Origin of the sequence: Streptomyces sp. NPDC048484, from assembly GCF_040651415.1 — a bacterium.
Taxonomy (GTDB): Bacteria; Actinomycetota; Actinomycetes; order Streptomycetales; family Streptomycetaceae; genus Streptomyces.
On record NZ_JBEZJY010000002.1, the window covers coordinates 239887 to 255723 of the forward strand.

14 protein-coding genes are annotated in these 15837 nt (G+C 69.7%); 1 reads left to right on the forward strand and 13 read right to left on the reverse strand.

All coding sequences use genetic code 11. The features are described 5' to 3' along the window. Positions 1-156: 156 nt before the first annotated feature. From AB0D14_RS02895 to AB0D14_RS02910, 4 genes are all read right to left on the reverse strand, one after another. Positions 157-657, reverse strand: a complete 501-nt coding sequence (locus tag AB0D14_RS02895) for a GNAT family N-acetyltransferase (RefSeq protein ID WP_362773718.1) — start codon at positions 655-657, stop codon at positions 157-159. Beyond that, complete coding sequence (locus tag AB0D14_RS02900) at positions 654-1598, reverse strand: RluA family pseudouridine synthase (RefSeq protein WP_362773721.1); 945 nt, start codon at positions 1596-1598, stop codon at positions 654-656. Before AB0D14_RS02900 ends, AB0D14_RS02895 begins: the two co-directional genes overlap by 4 nt. A gap of 60 nt (positions 1599-1658) precedes the next feature. After that, the gene (lspA, locus tag AB0D14_RS02905) at positions 1659-2255 is read right to left on the reverse strand and encodes a signal peptidase II (protein WP_362773724.1); all 597 of its coding nucleotides are present in this window, start codon (positions 2253-2255) and stop codon (positions 1659-1661) included. A gap of 121 nt (positions 2256-2376) precedes the next feature. Continuing rightward, entirely contained in the window at positions 2377-3144 is a 768-nt protein-coding gene (locus AB0D14_RS02910) for a TraR/DksA family transcriptional regulator (protein ID WP_362773727.1), read from the reverse strand. 615 nt (positions 3145-3759) lie between these two features. Here AB0D14_RS02910 and ileS point away from each other — a divergent pair. Next, the gene (gene ileS, locus AB0D14_RS02915; RefSeq protein WP_362773729.1) at positions 3760-6918 is read left to right on the forward strand and encodes an isoleucine--tRNA ligase; all 3159 of its coding nucleotides are present in this window, start codon (positions 3760-3762) and stop codon (positions 6916-6918) included. Positions 6919-7118: 200 nt separating this feature from the next. On the opposite strand, the gene AB0D14_RS02920 is transcribed toward ileS, so the two are convergent. The 9 genes from AB0D14_RS02920 to ftsW form a co-directional block, all read right to left on the reverse strand. Next, positions 7119-8333: a DivIVA domain-containing protein gene (locus AB0D14_RS02920; RefSeq protein WP_362773732.1), complete on the reverse strand. Its 1215-nt coding sequence runs from the start codon at positions 8331-8333 to the stop codon at positions 7119-7121. Positions 8334-8388: 55 nt separating this feature from the next. Continuing rightward, complete coding sequence (locus AB0D14_RS02925; protein WP_362773735.1) at positions 8389-8673, reverse strand: YggT family protein; 285 nt, start codon at positions 8671-8673, stop codon at positions 8389-8391. A gap of 50 nt (positions 8674-8723) precedes the next feature. Beyond that, positions 8724-9365 carry a cell division protein SepF gene (gene sepF / locus AB0D14_RS02930; RefSeq protein ID WP_362773738.1) on the reverse strand — a complete coding sequence of 214 codons (642 nt, stop codon included), beginning with the start codon at positions 9363-9365 and terminating at the stop codon, positions 8724-8726. 127 nt (positions 9366-9492) lie between these two features. Next, on the reverse strand, positions 9493-10227 hold the full coding sequence (locus AB0D14_RS02935) for a YggS family pyridoxal phosphate-dependent enzyme (RefSeq protein WP_362773741.1): 735 nt from the start codon (positions 10225-10227) through the stop codon (positions 9493-9495). A gap of 6 nt (positions 10228-10233) precedes the next feature. Continuing rightward, positions 10234-10971: a peptidoglycan editing factor PgeF gene (gene pgeF, locus AB0D14_RS02940; protein ID WP_362773744.1), complete on the reverse strand. Its 738-nt coding sequence runs from the start codon at positions 10969-10971 to the stop codon at positions 10234-10236. Continuing rightward, positions 10968-12164: a cell division protein FtsZ gene (gene ftsZ / locus AB0D14_RS02945; protein WP_362773747.1), complete on the reverse strand. Its 1197-nt coding sequence runs from the start codon at positions 12162-12164 to the stop codon at positions 10968-10970. The genes pgeF and ftsZ overlap by 4 nt, the downstream gene beginning before the upstream one ends. A 275-nt stretch (positions 12165-12439) precedes the next feature. Next, a complete protein-coding gene (locus AB0D14_RS02950) occupies positions 12440-13243 on the reverse strand; it encodes an FtsQ-type POTRA domain-containing protein (RefSeq protein ID WP_362773750.1) in 804 nt (267 codons plus the stop codon). A 23-nt stretch (positions 13244-13266) separates the two neighbouring features. Beyond that, positions 13267-14355: an undecaprenyldiphospho-muramoylpentapeptide beta-N-acetylglucosaminyltransferase gene (gene murG / locus AB0D14_RS02955; protein WP_362773752.1), complete on the reverse strand. Its 1089-nt coding sequence runs from the start codon at positions 14353-14355 to the stop codon at positions 13267-13269. Positions 14356-14361: 6 nt separating this feature from the next. Next, positions 14362-15720 (reverse strand): putative lipid II flippase FtsW, encoded by a 1359-nt coding sequence (gene ftsW / locus AB0D14_RS02960; RefSeq protein ID WP_362773755.1) that lies wholly within the window; start codon positions 15718-15720, stop codon positions 14362-14364. Positions 15721-15837 lie beyond the last annotated feature (117 nt).

A 15837-nucleotide genomic window follows, 5' to 3' on the forward strand; every position in this document is an offset into this window, starting at 1 on the left:
TGGTCTGGACGATCAGGCGGTCGGACCACCAGCGTGCCACCCGCGACCCTGCGGGCGGGTGACCGCCTCGATCCGGGCGGCCCACCGGGCCCGCCTTCAGGACCAGCCGAGGACGGGCCCGGGACCTTGGAGGCTTCTCCGGTGCCTATCCGGTGCCTAGGTTCCGGACAGGTCCTGGAGAGCGATCCGCATCGCCCGGTGCGCGATCCCGGCCTCCGGGTACTCCGGCCCGTAGGCCACGTACCCCAGTCGCTCGTAGAACCCCAGGGCGTGCGTCTGCGCGTGCAGATCGACCGCCGTCAGCCCACGCGCGCGTGCCGCGTCCTCGATGCCCCGCACGAGCGCGACCCCGACACCGAGCCCACGCGCGGCCCGGACGACGGCCAGCCGCCCCAGGGACCCGACGCCGGACTCTCCACCGGTCTTGGCGACCGCCGCGTCGCCGTACAGCAGCCGCCCGGCGCCGAGCGGCAGCCCGTCCTCGCGCATGGCGAGCACATGCACGGCGTCGGCGTCGTACAGGTCGTACTCAAGGTCTTCGGGGACCTGCTGTTCGACGACGAAGACCTCCTTGCGCACCGCGAAGCAGGCCTCACGGTCGGCGGGGTCCTCCGCGACCCGCACCACGTAGGACGACGCCCCCAGCAGCACGCTCATGCGTCGCTTTCCTCCCGCACACGGTCCAGCGCCTGCTGCAGGTCCTCGGCATAGCCGGACTCGAACTCGACCCACTGCCCGTCACCGGGGTGCTCGAACCCGAGCCGCACCGCCTGCAGCCACTGGCGCGTCAGCCCGAGCCGCTTGGCGAGCGTCGGGTCGGCGCCGTATGTCAGGTCGCCGACGCAAGGGTGCCGGTGGGCCGACATGTGGACGCGGATCTGGTGCGTGCGGCCGGTCTCCAGCTTGATGTCGAGCAACGAGGCCGAGCGGAACGCCTCGATCAGGTCGTAGTGGGTCACGGAGGGCTTGCCCTCGGCGGTGACCGCCCACTTGTAGTCGTGGTTCGGGTGCCGGCCGATGGGCGCGTCGATGGTGCCGCTGGTCGGGTCGGGGTGGCCCTGGACGAGCGCGTGGTAACGCTTGTCGACCGTGCGCTCCTTGAACTGGCGCTTCAGCGACGTGTACGCGTACTCCGACTTGGCCACCACCATCAGGCCCGACGTGCCCACGTCGAGGCGGTGCACGATGCCCTGGCGCTCGGCGGCGCCCGAGGTCGAGATCCGGTATCCGGCGGCGGCGAGGCCGCCGATCACGGTCGGCCCGGACCAGCCGGGGCTGGGATGCGCGGCGACACCGACCGGCTTGACGATCACGACCACGTCATCGTCGTCGTGGATGATCTCCATGCCCTCGACGGGCTCCGCGACGACCTGCACGGGCGCGGGTGCCTGCGGCATCTCCACTTCCATCCAGGCGCCGCCGTGCACCCGCTCGGACTTCCCGACCACCGAGCCGTCGACCGTGACCTTTCCCGCCACGGCGAGCTCGGCGGCCTTCGTACGGGAGAAGCCGAACATGCGGGAGATGGCGGCGTCGACACGCTCGCCCTCCAGGCCGTCGGGCACGGGCAGGGTACGGATATCGGGAACGGTGCTCACCCGTCGAGTATGCCGGACGGGTCGGACACCGCCGTACGGCAGCCCGCGCGCAGAGAGCTCTCAGTCCTTGTGGACGGTGCCGTCCGGGTCCAGGCCCCGGAAGGACAGCAGCACGATCAGGATGCCGCCGCAGACGATCGCGGAGTCGGCGAGGTTGAAGACCGCGAAGTGCTTGGGTGCGATGAAGTCGACGACCGCGCCCTCGAAGACGCCCGGCGCACGGAAGATCCGGTCGGTGAGGTTGCCGAGCGCACCGCCGAGCAGCAGGCCGAGCGCGATGGCCCAGGGCAGGCTGTAGAGCTTGCGGGCGAGCCGGGCGATCACCACGATCACGGCCGAGGCGATCACCGTGAAGATGATCGTGAAGGCCTCGCCGAAGCCGAAGGCCGCGCCCGCGTTGCGGATGGCCTCGAAGCGCAGCCAGTCCCCGATGATCTCGATCGGCTCGTGGTGTTCCAGCTTCGCGACCACGATCAGCTTGCTGACCAGGTCCAGCGCGTAGGCCAGGGTGGCGACCGTGAAGAGTACGGCGATCCGGCGCCTGCCCTTGGGCTCTCCGGCCTCGCCCGGGGTCGCGCTCCGGTCGGGCTGCTCCGGCTCGGCCCCCGCCTCGCCCGGGGTATCCGGCGTACCGATGATGCGCTCCGCCTCTGCCACGTGAGTCCCTCAACCTAGGTGCCTGACTGAGCAAGAGGGTACGGCACAGCCCGCCGCGGCCAGGTGCCCAGGAGCCACAGCGGGCGGATCGGTGTTCGATCGACGGGAGGCCGGCGGCGGGTCAGTAGCGCCGCTCCTGCTTCTGCTTGCACTCGACACACAGGGTGGCCCGCGGGAAGGCCTGCATGCGGGCCTTGCCGATGGGGTTGCCGCAGTTCTCACAGAGCCCGTACGTGCCCGCGTCCAGGCGCTCCAGGGCGCGTTCGGTCTGCTCCAGCATCTCCCGGGCGTTGGCCGCGAGCGCCATCTCGCTCTCGCGCGTGATGTTCTTGGTGCCGGTGTCCGCCTGATCGTCGCCCGCGCCGTCCCCGGAGTCGCGCATCAGCCCCACCAGGGACTCCTCGGAGTGGGTGATCTCGGCCCGCAGCCGCAGGGCCTCGGAGAGCAGTTCCGTGCGCGCCTCCTCGACCTCCTCCGTGGTCCACGGGTCCTCGCCGGGGCGTACCGCGAGCTCACCGGGTTCCGCCGCGGCCACCCGCGCCTTGGGAACCGCGGTGGGCTTGTCCGCAGCCGCGGCCGCGGTCGTGCCAGGGGTCTTCTTCGCAACCACCGTCGTGGCTCCCGTCGTCTTGGCGGCCTGTGCCGCTCCCTCGGCCGCGGAAGCGGCCGCCTTCTTGGCCCCGACCGACTTCTTGGCCGCTGCCTTCTTGGCCGCTGCCGACTTCTTGACCGCGGCCGACTTCCGCGGCGCCCGCTTCACCGGCGCGGCGGTCTTGTCGGCAGCGACGGCCCCGGTACCGGCTGCCTTGGAGGAGACGGGCTTCGAATCGGCCGCCTCCGTGGATCTGCCGGACGCCGACTGCTGTACGGCGGTCTTCTTCGCCACCATGGCCGCGGCCCCTTCACATTTTGTGACCTTGCACGCGAATCGTGCTGGGACGATAAATCGACTTCAGTCCCTCGGCAACGGGGCACGCCGTCCGATCCGCCCGCCCCGCGCCTGCCGCACAGCGAGTCTGCAAGCGTTGTGCCCAGCTCCCCGCCCGGTAATCCGCCGAACCGGCGTCCCAGGACACCGGCACCGGCGCCTCGGCATTCGGGTCAGTGCCCGTCCCCGTCTCCCCCGGGCGTCGCCGCCCCGCTCCCCCGGACCCCGCAAAACCGGTCGGCCGCTGTCGGCCCGGCGCCGTACACTGGCCGCAGCGAGAAGCGTGGATGGGGACGAGTAGCGGCGTACGCGGCCAAGAGCGACCCGGGGACGGTGGGAGCCCGGGGGCGAGCGCGACGTGAAGATCACCCCGGAGCCGCCGGAAGAAAGCCGCAGCGAGGCAGCAGCGGCCGGTAGACCCGGTATCGCGACCCCAATGAGGGGGCTCACCGGCGCGCGGAAAGCGGCGGAGGGCCAAGGAGGGTGGTACCGCGGGAGCACGCCGCACACGGCGTAGGTGACAGCACAGCTCTCGTCCCTCCGGACGGAAGGCAGAAGTCCGCCGGAGGAAGTTCGTTGGATACGCAGCCGAGTACACAGCCGCAGTACCGCCAGGTGCCGGCCCAGGTCGACCTGCCCGCCCTCGAGCACGCCGTGCTCGACTTCTGGAGCGAGCAGAAGATCTTCGCCAAGACCCTGGAGCAGTCCGAGGGCCGCCCGGAGTGGGTGTTCTACGAAGGCCCGCCCACGGCCAACGGCATGCCGGGCGCCCACCACATCGAGGCACGCGTCTTCAAGGACGTCTTCCCGCGCTTTCGCACCATGCGCGGTTACCACGTGGGCCGCAAGGCCGGCTGGGACTGCCACGGCCTCCCGGTGGAGCTGGCCGTCGAGAAGGAGCTGGGCTTCAGCGGCAAGAAGGACATCGAGGCGTACGGCATCGCCGAGTTCAACGCCAGGTGCCGTGAGTCCGTGACCCGTCACACCGACGCGTTCGAGGAGCTCACGACCCGCATGGGTTACTGGGCCGACCTGAACGACCCCTACCGGACCATGGACCCGGAGTACATCGAGTCCGTCTGGTGGTCGCTCAAGGAGATCTTCGACAAGGGTCTGCTGACCCAGGACCACCGCGTCGCCCCCTGGTGCCCGCGCTGCGGCACGGGCCTGTCCGACCACGAGCTGGCGCAGGGCTACGAGACGGTCGTCGACCCCTCGGTGTTCGTCCGTTTCCCGCTCACCTCCGGTCCGCTCGCGGGCGAGGCCGCGCTCCTGGTGTGGACGACGACCCCGTGGACCCTGGTGTCGAACACGGCCGTCGCCGCGCACCCGGACGTGACGTACGTGGTCGCGACGGACGGCCGGGAGAAGCTGGTCGTCGCCGAGCCGCTCGTCGAGAAGGCCCTCGGCGAGGGCTGGGAGACCACCGGGCAGGCTTTCACGGGCGCCGAGATGGAGCGCTGGACGTACCAACGTCCGTTCGAGCTCGTCGAGTTCCCGAAGGACGAGCCCGCCCACTACGTGGTGAACGCGGAGTACGTGACGACCGAGGACGGTACGGGTCTGGTCCACCAGTCCCCCGCCTTCGGTGAGGACGACCTCAAGGTCTGCCGCGAGTACGGGCTGCCGGTCGTGAACCCGGTGCGCCCGGACGGCACCTTCGAGGAGGACCTCCCCCTCGTGGGCGGTGTCTTCTTCAAGAAGGCCGACGAACAGCTGACGGAAGACCTCCAGAACCGCGGCCTGCTCTTCAAGCACATCCCGTACGAGCACAGCTACCCGCACTGCTGGCGCTGCCACACCGCGCTCCTGTATTACGCGCAGCCGTCCTGGTACATCCGCACCACGGCCATCAAGGACCGCCTCCTCCAGGAGAACGAGAACACCAACTGGTTCCCGGACTCGGTCAAGAGCGGCCGCTACGGAGACTGGCTGGACAACAACGTCGACTGGGCCCTGTCCCGCAATCGCTACTGGGGTACGCCGCTGCCGATCTGGCGCTGCGAGGACGATCACCTCACCGTCGTCGGCTCCCGCGCGGAGCTCACCTCGCTGACCGGCAGCGACCAGTCGGAGCTCGACCCGCACCGCCCGTTCATCGACGCCGTCACCTTCGCCTGCCCTCAGTGCGAGAAGACGGCCACGCGCGTGCCGGAGGTCATCGACGCCTGGTACGACTCGGGTTCGATGCCGTTCGCGCAGTGGGGCTACCCGCACAAGAACAAGGAGCTGTTCGAGGCCCGCTACCCGGCGCAGTTCATCTGCGAGGCCATCGACCAGACCCGCGGCTGGTTCTACACGCTGATGGCGGTCGGCACGCTGGTCTTCGACAAGTCCAGTTACGAGAACGTGGTGTGCCTCGGCCACATCCTCGCCGAGGACGGCCGCAAGATGTCCAAGCACCTGGGCAACACCCTGGAGCCGATCCCGCTGATGGACCAGCACGGCGCCGACGCGGTCCGCTGGTTCATGGCGGCCGGCGGCTCCCCCTGGGCGGCCCGCCGGGTCGGCCACGGCACCATCCAGGAGGTCGTCCGCAAGACGCTCCTCACGTACTGGAACACGGTCGCCTTCCAGGCCCTGTACGCGCGCACGGCGGGCTGGGCCCCCAGCGAGGCCGATCCGGCCCCGGCGGACCGCCCGGTCCTCGACCGCTGGCTCCTGTCCGAACTGCACGCGCTCACCGACCAGGGGACGCAGGCTCTGGAGTCGTACGACACCCAGCGCGCCGGCAAGCTGCTCTCGGCCTTCGTCGACGACCTGTCGAACTGGTACGTACGCCGCTCGCGTCGCCGCTTCTGGCAGGGCGACAAGGCAGCCCTGCGCACCCTGCACGAGGTCGTCGAGACGGTGACGCGGCTGATGGCCCCGCTGACCCCGTTCATCACCGAGCGGGTCTGGCAGGACCTCGTGGTGCCGGTGTCCCCCGGTGCCCCGGAGTCCGTGCACCTGTCGACCTGGCCGGAGGCGGACCTGTCCGTCATCGACCCGGAGCTGTCGAAGCAGATGGTGCTGGTACGCCGTCTCGTGGAGCTGGGCCGGGCCACGCGCGCGGAGTCGGGGGTGAAGACCCGCCAGCCGCTGTCCCGCGCGCTGGTCGCCGCGACCGGATTCGGCTCGCTCGACCGTGAACTGCACGCGCAGATCACGGAGGAGCTGAACGTGAGCTCGCTCGCGTCCCTCTCCGAAGTGGGCGGTTCACTGGTGGACACCACGGCCAAGGCCAACTTCCGCGCCCTGGGCAAGCGCTTCGGCAAGGGCGTCCAGGCGGTGGCGAAGGCCGTCGCCGAGGCCGACGCGGCCGCGCTGTCCCTGGCGCTGCGCGAGGGCACGGCGTCGGTGGAGGTCGACGGCGAGACCGTCACGCTCGCCCCGGACGAGGTGATCATCACAGAGACCCCGCGCGAGGGCTGGTCCGTCGCGTCGGACTCCGGTGCGACGGTCGCCCTCGACCTGGAGCTCACCGAGGAGCTGCGCCAGGCCGGTCTGGCCCGCGACGCCATCCGTCTGATCCAGGAGGCCCGCAAGAACAGCGGCCTGGACGTGGCCGACCGGATCGCCCTGCGCTGGACGTCCCCGGACCCGAAGGTCATCGCGGCTCTCACCGAGCACTCCGGCCTGATCTCCGACGAGGTCCTCGCCACGGACTTCTCGCAGGGTGAGGCGGACGACACCTACGGCGCCCCGTTCACGGACGAGCCCCTGTCTCTGACGTTCCGGCTGCGCAAGGCGTAGCAGCACGGCCGAAGGCCCGGGCCCGCCGAAATTCTCGGTGGTCCCGGGCCTTCGGCGTTGCGTGCCCGCGTACAGGTGCACCCCTGCCCGAACACGTACAGCAACCATGAACACGTACAGCGACCAAAAAGGGCGGAGCCCCCGGATATCCGGGGGCTCCGCCCTGAACGCTGCCGACGCCTACGGCGTACCGGCGGCCGTCAGTTGTCGTCCTCGTCGATCAGGAAGCCACGCATCGGCGAGGGCGCCTGCTGCATGGGCGAGGGGCCCTGCGGCCGGACCGGCGCCATCGGCTGGGTCATGGCCGGCGACATCTGCTGCTGGCCGCCGTAGGACGGACCCGCGGGACCGGGGCCACCCATCTGGTTGCCACCGTAGGACGGCGCGCTCGCCCCGGCCGGAGCCATGGACGGGCTCGGCGACGACGGAAGCGACGCGGTCGCCGGCGTACGCGGCGGAGCCAGCGAGTCGTCGGCCTGGGTCTCCAGCTGACGCAGCTGCGACTCCAGGTAGGACTTCAGACGCGTGCGGTACTCGCGCTCGAAGCCTCGCAGATCCTCGACCTTGCGCTCCAGCGTGGCGCGGGCGGACTCCAGGGAGCCCATCGCGACGCGGTGCTTCTCCTGCGCGTCCCGCTCCAGGGCGTCGGCCTTGGCACGGGCGTCGCGCTCCAGACCCTCGGCTCGGCTACGGGCCTCACCGACGATCTTGTTGGCCTCGGAGCGGGCCTCGGCGATCGCCTGGTCGGCGGTCTGCTGAGCCAGCGAGAGCACCCGGGCGGCGCTGTCGCCACCGGGGCCCTGGCCGGGCTGCCCCATCTGCGGGCCGTGCCCGCCCATCGGGCCGCCCATGGGACCGCCCATCGGGCCACCCATCTGCTGGGACATCTGCTGCTGTTGCTGCATCTGTCCCTGCATGGGGCCGGGACCCTGACCCATCTGTCCCTGCATGGGGCCGGGACCCTGACCCATCGGACCCTGGCCCATGGGGCCCTGACCCATCGGGCCCTGACCCTGCTGGCCGCCCTGGGCACTGGGGCCCGCGGGCAGCTGCGGGGCGCCGCTCGGCAGCTGGGGCGGGCCACCCATGGGGCCACCCATCTGCTGCTGCGGCGGGCCCGATATGCCGGCGGGCACAGGAGCGCCCGGACCGCCACGCATGCCCTGTGGCGGGCCCTGCTGTTGCTGCGGATCCTGCTGTTCGGGCGGCTTGCGCATGCCCTGTTGCTGGTTCTGCGCGGCGGCGCGTGTGGCGGCTGCCAGCTTGGCGCGCAGGTCCTCGTTCTCGCGGAGCAGGCGGGTCAGTTCGGCTTCGACCTCATCGAGGAAGGCATCGACCTCGTCCTCGTCATAGCCTTCTCGGAGGCGGACGGTCGTGAACTGCTTGTTCCGCACGTCCTCGGGGGTCAACGGCATCTCTTCACCTCAACGTAGTCGTCGGCATCGTCGGCGTTCGGCAAGACCGTATCGTTCACATCTGGCTCACGAGGTTGATCAGGATGTAAACGATGATCATCAGTACGAAGAAGGACAGGTCGAGCGCCACGCCCCCGAGACGTAGCGGCGGAATGAACCGCCGCAGAAGCTTGAGCGGTGGATCAGTGACAGTGTAGGTGGCCTCAAGAACGACCACCATTGCCTTGCCGGGTTGCCATGAGCGGGCGAACTGGAAGACGTAGTCCATGACCAACCGGAAGATCAGCACGATGAGGAAACACATCAGCGCGACGTAGAGAACCTGCCCAACCACGCTCATGATCCGTGCGTCCCTCTCCCCTGCTTTTCATGCTTGTCCGGTCCTGCGTCTCAGCTCTGGTTGAAGAACCCGCCCTCTGCGATGCGAGCCTTGTCCTCCGCCGTGACATCGACGTTAGCAGGCGACAACAGGAACACCTTCTGCGTCACCCGCTCGATGCTCCCGTGAAGGCCGAAGACCAAACCGGCAGCAAAGTCGACAAGTCGCTTCGCGTCCGTGTCATCCATCTCGGTCAGATTCATGATCACTGGAGTGCCCTCACGGAAGTGTTCCCCGATGGTACGGGCCTCGTTGTAGGTCCGGGGGTGCAGTGTGGTGATCCTGTACGGCTCTCGTTCCGACACGACCTTGGGCATGATCACCGGTGCGTTCTTCTCCAGGCTCTGACGTTCTTGTGTGATGGACGCCACGGGGGCAATTCGGGCAGGACGCCCGGATTCCGCGGCCGACGGGGCGGAATGGGACACAGGCTCGCGCTGCACCGGCGCCTGCACCACTCGTACCGATTCGTCCCGTTGGGACTGATGTGGCTGGTGCGACTGATGCGACGGCTCATGCCGTCGGCGGTCCCGCTCGGGTTCCGGATCCAGCTCGGGCTCGAAGTCGTCGTCGGGGTCGAAGCCCCTGCCGTCGTACCCATCGTCCTCCACGAGGCCGAGGTAGACCGCCATCTTGCGCATCGCGCCGGCCATGCTCTGAGTCCTCCGCTCTGTGGTGGATCGGCTGACTGTTGCCAAGCGCCCGCGATCCACGAGGTCGTATGCCCGCCTGGGGCGGTAATGACCATATTTTCTGCTGTGGTCCGACTTCTTGGCGACGTTACCCGAGCCTGGGGCGGACACCGAGTACCGCAGTGCCGACGCGTACATGTGTCGCACCGGCCGCCACTGCTTGCTCGAGGTCCGCACTCATCCCTGCCGAGACCATGTTCGCAGTCGGATGACTGCGGCGCAGGTCAGTCGACAAATCCATCAGGCGCTCGAACGCCGCCGGTTCACGCCCCGCGTACGGACCGGTGAGGGGAGCGACGGTCATCAGCCCGTCGAGCCTCAACCCCGGAGCCCGCGCGACGAGTTGGCTCAACTCCTCGACACCATCGACCCCTACACCACCACGCTCCCCCAGTCCACCCTTTCCAGCCGCGGACTGCTCCGCGTCGAGCGCAATCTGGAGGAGGCAACCCACCTCGCGTCCGGTCCGCACCGCTTCCTTCGACAGGGCGGTGACGAGCCGGGCCCGGTCGACAGACTGCACGACATCCGCGTAACTGACCACGGAACGTACCTTGTTGGTCTGCACCTGGCCGACGAAATGCCACGAGAGGGGCAGATCGGAGCACGCCGCCGCCTTGGGCGCCGCATCCTGGTCACGATTCTCGGCGACGTGCCGCACACCGAGTTCCGACAGGAGCCGCACATCCTCGGCGGGGTAGGTCTTGGTGACCACGATCAGGGTCACCTCTTCGCGCTTGCGCCCGGCCGCCGCACACGCGGCGGCGATGCGCTCCTCCACTTTCGCCAGGTTCCCGGCGAGTTCGGCCCTACGGTCCGTCATGCCCGATCAGTCCAGCCACACATAGCCCGCGAGCCGGCCCGTAATGCCGTCACGCCGGTACGAGAAATGGTCGTCCGACTCGATGGTGCAGACCGGCGACTGCTCCCGGTCACGCACCCCGAGCCTCTCCAGTTGCGCGTGCACGCCGGCGGTCACATCGACCGCGGGCGTGCCCCAGGCCGTCTCGGCGTACGTGCCGGGCTCGACGGCCGCGACCTCGGCCCGCATCGCGTCCGGCACTTCGTAGCACCGGCCGCAGACCGCGGGGCCGGTGCGGGCGACGATCCGGGCCGGTTCGGCGCCGAGCTCCACCATGGCCCCGACGGCGGCGGGCACGACCCCGGCGACCATGCCCGGCCGTCCCGCGTGGACGGCGGCCACGACCCCGGCGACGGGGTCCGCGAGCAGTACGGGTGAGCAGTCCGCGGTGAGCACCGCGAGGGCGAGGCCCCGGCGGGCCGTGACGACCGCGTCGACCTCAGCCGCCGGGCGGTCGCCCCACGGCTCGTCGACCACGGCCACGTCGGGCCCGTGGACCTGGTTCATCCAGACGACCCGCGCCGGGTCGAGCCCGAGCGACTTGGCCGCCAGTTCGCGATTGGTCCGTACGGCCCCGGGGTCGTCGCCGACCGCTCCGCCGAGATTGAGCTCCTCGTACGGAACGGCGCTCACCCCGCCCCACCGGTCGGTGAAGGCGAAGTGCGCGCCGCTCACAGTGCCCGCTGCCGAGCGCTGTCCTATCACTTGAGGAAGTCCGGCACGTCCAGTTCCTCCGCCGCGCTGTCGGAGTAGCTCCGTGACGGCGGAACCGGCGGGGTGGCGGACGGCAGTTCGCTGCTCACCGGCTCCGGGGCGGGCTCCGGCGACTCCTTCGGCGTGACGCTGCCGAGCGAGCCGAAGGACGGGCGGCTTTCGGCGGCCCGCGCCGGGGTGGGTTCGTCGCGCTTGGCGGAGGACGAGCCGAGCACGTTGTCCCGCTTGGACGGAGGCTGGCCGCCGTCGAAGCCGGCCGCGATGACGGTGACCCGTACCTCGTCGCCGAGCGCGTCGTCGATGACCGCGCCGAAGATGATGTTGGCCTCGGGGTGCGCGGCCTCGCTCACCAGCTGGGCGGCCTCGTTGATCTCGAACAGGCCGAGGTCCGAACCGCCGGAGATCGAGAGCAGTACGCCCCGGGCACCATCGATGGAGGCCTCCAGGAGTGGCGAGGAGATCGCCATCTCGGCAGCCGCCACCGCGCGGTCGTCGCCGCGGGCCGAGCCGATCCCCATGAGGGCCGAACCGGCCTCGGACATCACGGACTTGACGTCGGCGAAGTCGAGGTTGATCAGACCGGGTGTGGTGATGAGATCGGTGATGCCCTGAACACCGGAGAGCAGGACCTGGTCCGCCGACTTGAACGCGTCGAGGACGGAGACCTGGCGGTCCGAGATGGACAGCAGCCGGTCGTTCGGGATGACGATGAGGGTGTCGACCTCTTCGCGGAGTTCCGCGATGCCGTCCTCGGCCTGGTTGGCGCGGCGCCGGCCCTCGAAGGTGAACGGGCGGGTGACCACGCCGATGGTGAGTGCGCCGAGCGAGCGGGCGATGTTGGCCACCACCGGCGCGCCGCCGGTGCCGGTGCCACCGCCCTCACCGGCGGTCACGAAGACCATGTCGGCCCCCTTGAGGACCTCCTCGATCTCCTCGCGGTGGTCCTCTGCCGCCTTGCGGCCGACGGCCGGGTTGGCTCCGGCGCCGAGTCCGCGGGTGAGTTCGCGGCCGACGTCGAGTTTGACGTCGGCGTCGCTCATCAACAGCGCCTGGGCGTCCGTGTTGATGGCGATGAACTCGACACCCTTGAGACCGACCTCGATCATCCGGTTGATGGCATTGACACCACCGCCGCCGACACCGATGACTTTGATGACTGCGAGGTAGTTCTGCGGTGCTGCCACGTCGAAGGCCTCTCGCCTCGAGTTACGTGTCGTCGCCTCGCACGGTCGCGATCCGACGACTGATGCCGAATGGGACGGTCCGAACGCCGACCCGAACCCTAACGCTGAAGTTTAGGGTTACCAGTGTGTCTGTTCCTTGGACTCTTCCGAACAGGACACTAAGTCGACAAGTGGCGCACGTTCAACGAACACGCCGAACCTCCCATTTTTCTTTTCACCCTATGTGATCAGCCATAGCGCTGCCCAACCAGGGTCCTGGCCTGCGTCGATGTGCGTCAACTCCCCGATGACGCCGGGGCGGTGGGAACACTGACGTCGAAGTGCCGCGCCTCGGGAGCGGCTTTCATGAGAGCAGTGAGCGTATGCGCCTTGGAGCCGCCCTGCTCGCCACTTCCCCAGTCCACCTCGCGGTCGCCGCTCAACTCCAACGAGATGGAGTCGTACGAACGGACCTTGACGACCTGGGTGGCACGCGTCACCGCGGCCGGTAGGGAACGAGCCACCCGCACCGCCTCGCGCACCAGCCGATCGGCGCCGAAACGGCGCAGACCCGCAGACCGGGACACGTTCAATTCCAGCGTCGGCACGCCCTGCGGGGCGCGTGAAACCGTGGCATATCGCACACCCTTGGCGTCCACTTCAACATACTTGCCCCCCTTTCCGGTATTTTCGGTGACGAGGACCGGGATACGCTCGGTGACTTTCAGCCGGATTCCATGGGGCCAGGAACGGTCGACGTCGACCAAGTCGATTCGGGGCAATTTCCGGAGCAGTCCTGCCTCAATCACATCGGTGTCGACGGAAATCAGCGGCGACCCGACCGGGACATCGGCCGCCTCGACGACCTGTGCGGGCGTCAGAACCCGGGTGCCGGAGGCCGATACGCTCTCCACCCGCGTCCACCGGGAGCCGTAGAGCACCCAGCTGACGCCGGCGCAGAGCAGGGCCAGACAGACCATCAGAATGATGAGCGTACGGGGCCCCGGCAGCCGCCTGAGGAGGGGCGGCCGGGGCGGGCCGGAAGCAGCGCCCTGCCGGTCTTGCCGTTCGCCGCGTTCGGCGGTGGTCGGTCCGGCCACGCTCCCCTGCCTTCTGCCACGCGCTAGCGGCGTGACGCGATCGCCTCGTACACCATCCCGACGAGCAGATCGTCGGCGTCCCGGCGGCCGAACTCGGAGGCGGCCCGGGACATCTCGAACAGCCGGTGCGGATCGGCGAGCACGGGCAGGACATTGCCCTGGATCCACTGCGGCGTCAGTTCCGCGTCGTCGACCAGCAGTCCGCCGCCGGCCTTGACCACCGGCTGGGCGTTCAGCCGCTGTTCGCCGTTGCCGATGGGCAGCGGGACGTAGACGGCGGGGAGCCCGACGGCGGAGAGTTCGGCGACGGTCATCGCGCCCGCACGGCAGAGCATCATGTCGGCCGCGGCGTACGCGAGGTCCATCCGGTCCACGTACGGTACCGGGATGTACGGGGGCATCCCCGGCATCTGGTGAACCTGCGGCAGTTCGTTCTTCGGGCCGACCGCGTGCAGGATCTGGATACCGGCCCGCTGAAGGTACGGGGCGGTCTGCTGGATCACCTCGTTGAGGCGGCGGGCACCCTGCGAGCCGCCGGAGACCAGCAGCGTCGGCAGAGAGGGGTCGAGCCCGAAGGCGGCACGGGCCTCGGGGCGGACGGCGGCCCTGTCGAGCGTGGCGATGGAGCGGCGCAACGGGATGCCGATGTAGCGGGCACCGCGCAGCTTGCTGTCCGGGGTGGAGACGGCGACCTGCGCCGCGTACCGCGAACCGATCTTGTTGGCGAGTCCAGGCCGGGCGTTGGCCTCGTGGATGATGATCGGGACGCCGAGGCGCTTGGCCGCGAGGTAGCCGGGCAGGGCGACATAGCCGCCGAAGCCGACGACCGCGTCCGCCTTGGTGCGCTCCAGGATCTGCTCGGCCGCCTTGATCGTGCCGCGCAGCCGTCCGGGGACGGTGATCAGCTCGGGTGTGGGCTTGCGCGGCAGCGGTACCGCGGGGATCAGCGCGAGGTCATAACCCCGTTCTGGCACGAGTCGGGTCTCGAGTCCGCGCTCCGTGCCCAGAGCCGTGATTCCCACGGCCGGGTCCTGCCTGCGCAGGGCGTCCGCGAGGGCGAGCGCGGGCTCGATATGACCGGCGGTCCCCCCACCGGCGAGTACGACATGCACCGAATTTCACCGCTCTCCGGACGAACGCGCCGAGGCACGCCGTCGCATTGTGTTCCACTTCCGAGGCTCCCGACCAGCGGAGCCTCTCACCGCAGCCCGCTTTCTGCCAAAGCGGGGCTGCCGCATCGCGAGCGCCGCCCGCGCAGCGGGATCCTCACGCGCGAAGGCGATCAGGAGCCCGATGGCGAACATGGTCGGCAGCAGGGCGGAACCCCCGTAGGAGAACAGCGGGAGCGGGACACCGGCGATCGGCAGCAAGCCGAGCACCGCACCGATGTTGATCACGGCCTGGGCCGTGATCCAGGTGGTCACGCCACCCGCGGCGTACCTCACGAAGGGGTCCTCCGTGCGTCCGGCCACGCGGATACCCGCATAGCCTAGAGCCGCGAAGAGCGCGAGCACCGACAGAGTGCCCGCCAAGCCCAGTTCCTCACCCGTGATGGCAAAAATGAAGTCGGTGTGCGCTTCGGGCAGTTGCCCCCATTTCTCCACGCTCGCGCCGAGGCCGGACCCGAAGAGCCCGCCGGAGGCGAGGGCGTAGATGCCGTGCACGGCCTGCCAGCAGGAGTCGCCGGGGCCGGGTTCGGTGGCGCCGAGGCAGGCGAGGCGGGCCATGCGGTTGGGGCTGGTCCTGATGAGGATCGCACCGAGGGTCACCGCGATGGCGAGCACGCCGCCGAAGAGCCGGGTCGGCGCCCCCGCGAGCCACAGCAGGCCGAACAGAATCGCGGTGAGGATGATCGCCGTGCCCATGTCGCCGCCGAGCATGATCAGCCCGAGCAGCATGAAGGCCACCGGCACGAGCGGCACCAGCATGTGCTTCCACTGGGTCAGCAGCCGCTTCTCCTGTTTGCGGGCGAGCAGGTCGGCCCCCCACAGCACGAGGGCGAGCTTGCCGAACTCGCTGGGCTGGAGCTGGAAGGGGCCGCCGACCGAGATCCAGTTCTGGTTGCCGTTGACCGCGACTCCTATCCCCGGCACCTGGACGAGGATCATCAGGAAGACCGAGCCCAGGAGAATCGGATACGCCAGCGCCCGGTGCAGCTTGGACGGCATCCGTGAGGCGGCCAGCAGCAACAGGCCGCCGAGTACGGCCGCGAGGAACTGCTTGCGGAAGAAGTAGCTTCCCGGCAGCGACAGCTGGAGCGCGGTGATCTGCGACGCCGAGTACACCATCACCAGACCGAGCACGGTGATCAGCAGGCTGCCGCCGAGGATCAGGTAGTACGCGGTCAGGGGCCGGTCCCAGGCACGGCGTGCGCGGCCGTAGAGACGGCCTACGGGGTTGTCGCGCGGGGGGCGGGGCCCGGGGGGCCGCCGGGGGGCGCGCTGGACGGGAGGGCGCCTTGTACGGCTACTGGGCACGACCGGCACCCCTCGTCGTGGGAGGCCGCCCCGCCGGGGGTCCCCCGGGCGTTACGCATACCGGCCTCAGGGATGCCGGCCTTACGGGTACCTGGCTGGGGGCGGGGCGGCACAGCG